Origin of the sequence: Pseudomonas aylmerensis (assembly GCF_001702265.1) — a bacterium.
GTDB classification, from domain to species: domain Bacteria; phylum Pseudomonadota; class Gammaproteobacteria; order Pseudomonadales; family Pseudomonadaceae; genus Aquipseudomonas; species Aquipseudomonas aylmerensis.
Genome location: NZ_MAUE01000010.1, coordinates 348,463 through 356,675 on the forward strand (window position 1 = coordinate 348,463; position 8,213 = coordinate 356,675).

The following is an 8,213-nucleotide window of genomic DNA, read 5'->3' on the forward strand; positions in this document are numbered from 1 at the left end:
TCATTCGGGGACCGCAGGGTGGGCACACAAGGCCGACGTGTCGACCTCACTTTTATGTCCCTTCTGCGCTGACTTCTTATCATTATTGGCTTCAGCTACCTGGGCGACAGCCAATCACCGGGACGTATACGGGTGTACGCACCGGGGAAAGACTAGACCAAGACGGCGCGCAGAATATCACGCCAAACAGCGGTTATGCGCTGTTTGGCCAATTGACAGCTCTAAAACGCGGGTTTTAACGCTTTACTGTCAAGCCCGATGGGCGCGACGTGGGGTCACAGGGTGGCCAGGGCGATGGAACTCTGCCGAAAAAGGCTGTTCTAGACACCTTCGTCGCTGCTTGCGTAGCATCGGCGGCTCTCCTTCGTGCCATTCATCCAAACAGAGCGATCCATGTCTATCCACCAAACTCCCGGGCACGTGCTGCCCGCGCGCAGTGCCGCCAAAATGGAAGCGGCCATGGCCGTGGGCGCTTTCGCTATCGGTACCGGCGAATTCGCCATCATGGGCCTGATGCCCGACATTGCCCACAACCTCAACCTCAGCGAACCCCAGGTCGGCCACGCCATCAGTGCCTATGCCCTGGGCGTGATGGTCGGCGCGCCACTGCTGGCAATCCTCGGCGCCAAACTGCTGCGCAAACATATGTTGCTGCTGTTGATGGGGCTGTATGCCTTGGGCAACCTGGCCACGGCGTTCACCCCGACCTTTGGTTCACTGGTGGCTTTCCGCTTTATCAGTGGCCTGCCCCATGGCGCCTACTTTGGCATCGCGGCCGTCGTCGCCTCCAGCATGGTGCCCACCGACAAACGCGCCGGCGCCGTCGCGCGGGTAATGATGGGGCTGACCCTGGCGATGCTGCTGGGCAACCCGATTGCCACCTTCCTCGGCCAGTATCTGGGTTGGCGTTCGGCATTTGCACTGGTCAGTGCCATCGCCGTGTGCACGATTGCGCTGGTCTGGCGCTACGTCCCCGATCGGCGCGATGAACCGCGCAGCGACCCGCGCAAGGAACTGCGCGCCTTCACCAAACCCCAGGTGTGGATGGCCCTGGCCATTGGCGCCATCGGCTTTGCCGGGATGTTCTGCGTGTTCAGCTACCTGGCGCCGACGATGCTTGAAGTCACCAAGGTGACACCGCAATGGATTCCGTTCGGGCTGGCCGCATTTGGCGTCGGCGGGATTATCGGCAACATTGCCGGCGGCAAGCTGTTTGATCGCCTGCAATTTCGGGCGGTGGGTTTGATTCTGGTGTGGTCGATGGCGGTGCTGCTGTTCTTCCCATTCGCCGCGGGGTCGCTCTGGGGCGTGCTGCTGGGCATCGGCCTGGTCGGCACCATGGTGTCACTGGCCGCACCGCTGCAAATCCGCCTGATGGACATCGCGCACGAAGCACCGAGCCTGGCGGCCGCGTCCAACCATGCTGCGTTCAACCTGGCCAACGCGCTGGGCCCGTGGTTTGGCGGCATGGCGATTACAGCGGGGCTGGGATGGACCAGCACCGGGTATATCGGCGCGGCCACGGCGCTGGTCGGACTGGGCGTTTACCTGATGGCACGACGGATGCAAGGCGGTCATTGAACGAAAAAGGGGCAGGTAACCCTGCCCCGATCACGGGTTTAATCGTGCAGCAAGCCTGAGCTGTACTGGCTGAAACTACTGCCCAACCCGCTCCCGCCAACGTTCACCTTGGTCGCATTTGCGGCGCCATGGCCATCGAACGACTGACAGCCTTCGGAAAGGCATGTACTGGTGCTGACGCCCGCGCAACCACTGAGCAGCACAACACCGGCAATAAGCATGGTTTTTATAAGGTTCAAGCGCATTTTTCAGATCCCTGGCGGCTCAAGCGTGAACGAATCGGTCGTGCGAGTGATCCTATGCCAGTGTGTTGCCAGGCATCATGAAACTTCTGTACGTGCCAGCTGCAGTTCAAACTGCAATCAAAGCGCGAACAGTCGATTGAAACAACACCCGCCACAACAAACAGGAACTATTCGCATTTAATCGCGTTGGGATTAATACATGTCATATGTCGATTTTTTCTCTACAATCCGGGAACGTAAATAAAGGAATTTTTCGTGAGCATTTCAACGAATTCAAAACCGCGTTCCACAGATGATGAAATAGACCTGATTCCACTTCTCCTCGCCTTGTGGTCAAGTAAGAAAACCATCATAGCCACCACGCTCGCGGGCGCGGCTGTCTCATTTGCAATCAATGCAACGGCTCCCGAACAATGGACTGCCAGTACTTACATCACCAAGTCGTCGCTCTACAGCTTATATAAAGAAATTAAAGACAACGATGCAAGCACCCAAGCGAATCCACCACTGAAGGAAACCGAACTCTACAGTTCAATACAAAACGACATGTTCTATACGGCCATGGGCGTGATGGCGGCGCAGTCGGTTAACGTGAAGGAAACTACGCCGAAGACAGGTAAAAACGAGGCTATTCTGTATGTCGCATCGGCCACTGCTACAACTGAAGCGCTGGCGCGATCCCAACTCAAATCCGCCCTGGATGCAGCGAACACGGACGCCATCGCGCTGAACTTACCTGCCTTGACTCCTGGTGATAACGTGCGAGCGTTCAACGCCATCGACGACGTAAAAGCCACCAATACCACACCCTCAAAAAAATTCACTTTGCTAGGTGGCTTTTTAGGCTTGATATTGGGCAGCCTGTTTGTGATCAGTAGATTTCTCATACAGCAACACCAACACGCCCGTCGGACGTGAAGTGCGCTATAGAAATGCTTCAACCAGAAAATAGATAGTGCAGACCAATAGCGACGCAACAAAAACAATAAACAATTTCGCAGAAAATGTCGTTTTCATTAATAGTACTTATAAGAAATCAGATAATGGCCTGAAGCCATTATTGCACTGCGCCGCTTTTTTTTCACAGCGATTTTTTGCCCTATTGGCCGAGGAGAGCCCCCCCCCCTCTTCGGTCGATAGGCAAGCCGGCGTGCAACCTTCACCGCCGCGACAGTCTTGAGACTTTTAAAAAAAGGGACTGTCGTTTCGGGGTGATTGAAGCGGGCATCCAAGACCAGGGCAGGCACAGCATGAATCCTGCCCCTGATCTCTCATAAACTTGCCCCCTACCTTACCTACTCACTTGCTCGATCAAGATAAAAATTCAGCAGTGAAAAGCTTTGGTTTTTCATCCCCAGTGCTACATTGTGTAGCCTGAAATATGAGCGACTGATAAATCTAGGCATTGGAGTATAGATCGTGCAGCCTAGTCATTCGCTGCAACGATCCCTAACCCCACCCAAACCGCTTACTGGCGCTCTCTTAAAAGCTCAAACGCTTCGGCTGCCAGGCAACCCGAGGCAGCGCCCCGCAGCGTCGCGAGTGCTCGTATAGCCTCGTTGCTACGAGGAAAAGGAAACACGCCAAGCTCTGACTCATAAATTGCCATAGCCGCCAGCTTCTTTTCGAGATGGGCACTGATATCGATATAGAAATTCGGTGAAAACTTAGTCTGCCCACCCAACCCAAACTCTGTCTCAGAAAGGGTTTCATAAGCCAAAACTCGTTTGACCGATGGATATCTGAACCACTTTGTGCATCCAGCAACGGCATCAAATGTCACACGGTGATCGGAATGCACATCTGAAAAATGAGGAAGAAACACCTCATCCGGCTCAAATGATTTGAACACTTCCGAAAACGACTGAACCAAATCGCCCAGTGGAAACTTATCAACGTTAGCGGCCGGAAAACCCAGCTCATAAACCTCATCGAAGCCGATCAATTCTCTAACGCGCTTAATTTCCGCCGCCCTTTTATCGACTTTCTCTTTTGGCCATCCATCGTCTACGGAAATGGAAGTTACAATTAGCCATGCCACACTGCAGCCTTCCGCTTTCCTGCGAAGTGCCGTCCCACCAACGCCTAAAATCTCATCATCCGGGTGCGGTGCAATAATCAAAGTTTTCATAGTTCAACACTTGAAGTTCAGAATTATTTGGAAAATCAATAAACGTCCGAATCACCCATCTGTAAGTACCACCCACGATAGCTAGCCCACTGCCCAGGGAGCTTTTCAGGATTCAACTGCCGCCCGGCAAAATAGGTTATCGGTGCCACATTTGTGAAACCCAGCCGTTCTAAAATCGCATGAGACCAATGATGAGTAGGCATCCAGCAATTGATGCTCACCAGGCTCTCGGAAATCGACTTTTTGATAATGTGACCAAGAAGAGCTTTCGCTTCTGCGGCATTAGAAAAACACATGTCAACCACATCGATACTATTTCCGAAAACCTTAGTCACTAGGTACGAGGAAGCGACCCCAGCCTTAGAAACAATATGATTTTCATAGCTATTAACTGGGTTGTCCGCATATCTCCAACGTAAATACTCGCGAGACTTATGAACCCTGATAAGTCCGTCATCGTGCTGATGAGAGTACCCCTCCAAAAAATCATCGTCTCTTTTCACGAGGAAATCATCTTGAAAATGGCCGGCCTGTACCTTTGCAAGATCAAGCGTCATCGTTGGGATTTCGTAAATATCCGACCACTCTAACTTATTGATAAATGTGGAGTGACTGTTCGCATTAGGGAACCCCCAGATCGCAGCTATTTCGCCCTTCGACTCGGTGTAGAGCTCAGTAGCCAACTTCGGAAACAACCCCTTCCCGCGCCATTCTGGATGCGTCATTGTGGTCATGGACAGTGCAGTGCGCACAACCTTCCCATCACACTCCAAGTCTACCGGGAATGCAGAATAGCTTGCAGCAACTGTCTGAGCATCGACCTCAAGAGAGAAAAGAAGCTGCTCTTTATGATTATTTATATAACGCCAGTCAAAGTAGGCAGGGTCAATACTTTTACCAAAACTATCGTGAAACAGCGCTTCCAAACGTTCCTTGTAGCTCGACCACTCTGAAAAATCCAAAATCATCACTTGACCTCCCTGTCTACAAACTCTTTGGCCGACAGGTTTGGAATACCTATCATTTGTTTAATTTTTTCCAATATCTGCCCAGATGTATTACCCTCTCCATAAATCATTTGCACACCGTCAAAATTTTCACTCAGTGCACGATCTATCGCTTCACAAATATCATGTGCAATGGCTGTCGACCTTATGACGGAGGTTGGCGCGGCGCGCCCGCTCTGGCGCAGACCAATATCTACTGTCGGAGTATTGAGATAAGGAGCTTCGTAAATCCCACTTGACGAATTCCCTATCACAACCGCCGCGTGTTTGACCGCACTCAAATAGCGAAGCCGTCCAAGGGAGTCAAAAAGAAAGGCATTCTGTTGGCTATCAGAAAAATCTTCAAGAATCTGGTTGATTGCTTGCCCACCATTATCGGCATTGGCCTTGGTGAAAATTACAGATACGTCACCTCGGTCCAAATACGTCCGGATTGCATTCAGCAGTTCGCGCAACTCATCTTCAGACGATTCATCACCCATCGTTAACGGATGATGAGTAACCAAAAATAGCTTTTCCTGTAACTTCACCCCCAGGCTTTCTTCCAACGCTTCCCGAGACAGAAGTGGTGTATTCTTTATATTTTCAACACACGTTGACCCAAGGCAAAACACCCGGTCATCCCTTTCTCCAAGCTGCAACACTCGTTGCCTGGCATCCTCATGAGTCACAAAGTGCAGAGACGCAATCTTCGTCACACAATGCCTAATGGTATTATCGTAGGTTCCGCTACCCGTATCACCACCCGACAAATGAGCAAGCGGTATTTGCATCATTAATGCTACTTGTGCGGTCACCATGAGTTCGTATCGGTCACCCAGCCCTACAATCAGGTCCGGTTTCAACTCACTAAAAGCACTTGAAATCCCCACTAACCCTAATGCCATGGAGCTTAGAACCCCCACTGCAGAGTCTGATCGAGTGAGTATTTCAACTTTACTATTTATCGTGAACCCGTCTGCCTCAATCTCCCTATACGTGAGACCGAACTGAGGAGACAAGTGTGAACCGGTAGCAATAATTTGAAGTTCAAAGGAGGAATCTTCAGATATTTTTTTAATAAGCGGAAGCAACAGCCCGTAGTCTGCTCGGGTACCAGTAACAACACATATTTTTTTCAGAGAGGTCATATTCACACGATAAATTTTAATATTTTATATTGCGACGGGCGTCTTACTTTTCAACCAAACACTAATACCGCATTCATCTTGAGTGCTTTTCTACCCTGCCGCTTAAATGGCTGAAGGATGTTCTACATGCATGCAGTCTGTTGGTCAAGTCAAGTCAAGAACTGCTAAACCTGCGCAGAGCATTGCCGCTGGCTAGGAAGCCCGGATTGCGTTGCTTCACAGCACGCTTCAATCGCCCTTCCAAAGCATCTGACTTGCAATTCATAACAATCAGTTCTCCGCCGGCCTGCGCCTTTCTCTGCCGTCCAATAGCAGTGCTATAGCAGATACAATAAAACTCTCCAAACACCTTATGACTATAGGAGTGGTCATTGATGAGGACCATCACCTTCCCTTACCGCGCCGCATGAAGTCCGCCCATGCGCTGATAATTCTCAAAAAGGAACATCTACCCCATCGCCTGTCGTCTGCCAGTAAGGCGAATGCATCCAGTGAAAGTTGTGGGCCCGATCGTAACATTCAGCGCGCTCCAACCAGGATGTGGTCGCGGCGCCAAACGTCCGCCTCGTACCTTGGCAGCGAAGGCGTGGTGCCCGGCATACTGGGTGTCGGTGAGGGTCTCAGGACGTGTCATCTTCTGCCACTCGAACACCTGGCGGGAGCTTAGCGCCCATTTGAACTGGCGCACGAATTCTTCCAGGTGGTTCTGCACGACGCGGTACAGCGTCACTAGGTCGCCGTTTCTGTCGTCGAGGACTGAGCCAACTCCGTCTCCTGTCGCTTGATCCAGGCCTGGGCGGCCTGTTTCCGGGCGAAGATCTGGCTCTCTTGGTAGACTTGCACTCCGTCGCGCTTGATGGGGATTTGAGCTGTGTAGCTCACCGTCCCATCTGCCAGTTTTCTTGCCCTGATAGTCGCCATATCGAAAGTGGTACGCGTTAGTTTTTGAACGGTACCTCGTACCACCAAACCTGTAAAAAAGCCTGAAAACGCCCCAAAACACGTCAAGAACACGTTGAGTAAAATGCTAGATAAACAGAGCTTTAGCCCAGCAGAATCAAGCCCCGCACTGTCTCGGCGCTTTAGCGTCGCCCCCATGATGGATTGGACCGACCGCCACTGCCGGTATTTCCTGCGCCTGCTCTCCAAGCACGCCCTGCTCTACACCGAGATGGTCACCACCGGCGCAATCCTGCACGGCGATCACGAACGCTTCCTGCGTCACAACGAAGCCGAGCACCCGCTTGCGTTGCAGTTGGGCGGCAGTGTGCCGGCGGATCTGGCTGCGTGCGCGCGCATGGCTGAGGCTGCGGGGTATGACGAGGTGAACCTGAACGTGGGCTGCCCCAGCGACCGCGTGCAGAACAACATGATTGGCGCGTGCCTGATGGGTCACCCGGCCCTGGTGGCCGATTGTGTGAAGGCGATGCGCGATGCAGTGTCGATTCCGGTGACGGTGAAGCATCGTATCGGGATCAACGGCCGGGACAGTTACGCCGAGCTGTGTGATTTCGTCGGGCAGGTCAAGGACGCGGGCTGCACCAGTTTTACCGTGCATGCGCGGATCGCGATTCTGGAGGGGTTGTCGCCCAAGGAGAATCGGGACATTCCACCGTTGCGTTATGACGTGGCGGCGCAGTTGAAGCAGGATTTTGCCGAGCTGGAGATTATACTCAATGGCGGGATCAAGACGCTGGAGCAGTGCCACGAGCACTTGCAGACATTTGACGGCGTAATGCTCGGCCGCGAGGCCTATCACAATCCGTATTTGCTGGCAGAGGTGGATCAGCAGTTGTATGGCAGCTCGCAGCCGGTGATCAGCCGGGCTGAGGCGCTGGCGCAGTTGCGGCCTTATATTGCGCAGCACTTGGCCACGGGCGGTTCGATGCATCACATCACACGGCATGTGCTGGGACTGGGCACGGGCTTCCCCGGGGCGCGCAAGTTTCGGCAGTTGTTGTCGGTGGATATTCATAAAGCCACGGACCCTTTGGCCTTGCTGGACCAGGCTGGGGAGTTGTTGGAGGGGCGCTGATGGGCTGGGCGCCAGGGAACTGTTGAGTGGCTGGGCTGTTGTGGCGAGCAGGCTTGCCCTGCGTTGGGGTGCGAAGCGCCCCCA

7 protein-coding genes and 2 pseudogenes are annotated in these 8,213 nt (G+C 52.9%); 3 read left to right on the top strand and 6 right to left on the bottom strand.

Features of this window, described 5'->3' with window-relative positions; translation table 11 throughout:
- Positions 1 to 393: 393 nt before the first annotated feature.
- Positions 394 to 1,581, top strand: coding sequence for an MFS transporter (locus BBG20_RS07795; RefSeq protein ID WP_065901905.1), 1,188 nt, complete (start codon positions 394 to 396; stop codon positions 1,579 to 1,581).
- A gap of 38 nt (positions 1,582 to 1,619) precedes the next feature.
- On the opposite strand, the gene BBG20_RS07800 is transcribed toward BBG20_RS07795, so the two are convergent.
- The gene (locus BBG20_RS07800; RefSeq protein WP_065901909.1) at positions 1,620 to 1,826 is read right to left on the bottom strand and encodes a hypothetical protein; all 207 of its coding nucleotides are present in this window, start codon (positions 1,824 to 1,826) and stop codon (positions 1,620 to 1,622) included.
- A gap of 255 nt (positions 1,827 to 2,081) precedes the next feature.
- Here BBG20_RS07800 and BBG20_RS07805 point away from each other — a divergent pair, with 255 nt between their 5' ends.
- Positions 2,082 to 2,744 carry a Wzz/FepE/Etk N-terminal domain-containing protein gene (locus BBG20_RS07805; protein WP_065901911.1) on the top strand — a complete coding sequence of 221 codons (663 nt, stop codon included), beginning with the start codon at positions 2,082 to 2,084 and terminating at the stop codon, positions 2,742 to 2,744.
- Positions 2,745 to 3,294: 550 nt separating this feature from the next.
- Here the strand turns inward: BBG20_RS07805 and BBG20_RS07810 are convergent.
- From BBG20_RS07810 to BBG20_RS33100, 5 genes and pseudogenes are all read right to left on the bottom strand, one after another.
- Positions 3,295 to 3,957: a PIG-L deacetylase family protein gene (locus BBG20_RS07810; protein ID WP_065901913.1), complete on the bottom strand. Its 663-nt coding sequence runs from the start codon at positions 3,955 to 3,957 to the stop codon at positions 3,295 to 3,297.
- A gap of 35 nt (positions 3,958 to 3,992) precedes the next feature.
- A complete protein-coding gene (locus BBG20_RS07815) occupies positions 3,993 to 4,925 on the bottom strand; it encodes a GNAT family N-acetyltransferase (RefSeq protein WP_065901915.1) in 933 nt (310 codons plus the stop codon).
- Positions 4,925 to 6,094 (bottom strand): UDP-N-acetylglucosamine 2-epimerase, encoded by a 1,170-nt coding sequence (neuC, locus tag BBG20_RS07820; RefSeq protein WP_083221343.1) that lies wholly within the window; start codon positions 6,092 to 6,094, stop codon positions 4,925 to 4,927. Before neuC ends, BBG20_RS07815 begins: the two co-directional genes overlap by 1 nt.
- A gap of 229 nt (positions 6,095 to 6,323) precedes the next feature.
- Positions 6,324 to 6,851, bottom strand: a pseudogene (locus BBG20_RS33095) (DNA adenine methylase); the annotation flags it as partial.
- A pseudogene (locus tag BBG20_RS33100) lies at positions 6,827 to 7,015 on the bottom strand (site-specific integrase); the annotation flags it as partial. The pseudogenes BBG20_RS33095 and BBG20_RS33100, both read right to left, overlap by 25 nt.
- Before the next feature lie 103 nt (positions 7,016 to 7,118).
- Between BBG20_RS33100 and dusA the strand changes: the two are divergent.
- A complete protein-coding gene (dusA, locus tag BBG20_RS07835; protein WP_065901921.1) occupies positions 7,119 to 8,129 on the top strand; it encodes a tRNA dihydrouridine(20/20a) synthase DusA in 1,011 nt (336 codons plus the stop codon).
- Positions 8,130 to 8,213 lie beyond the last annotated feature (84 nt).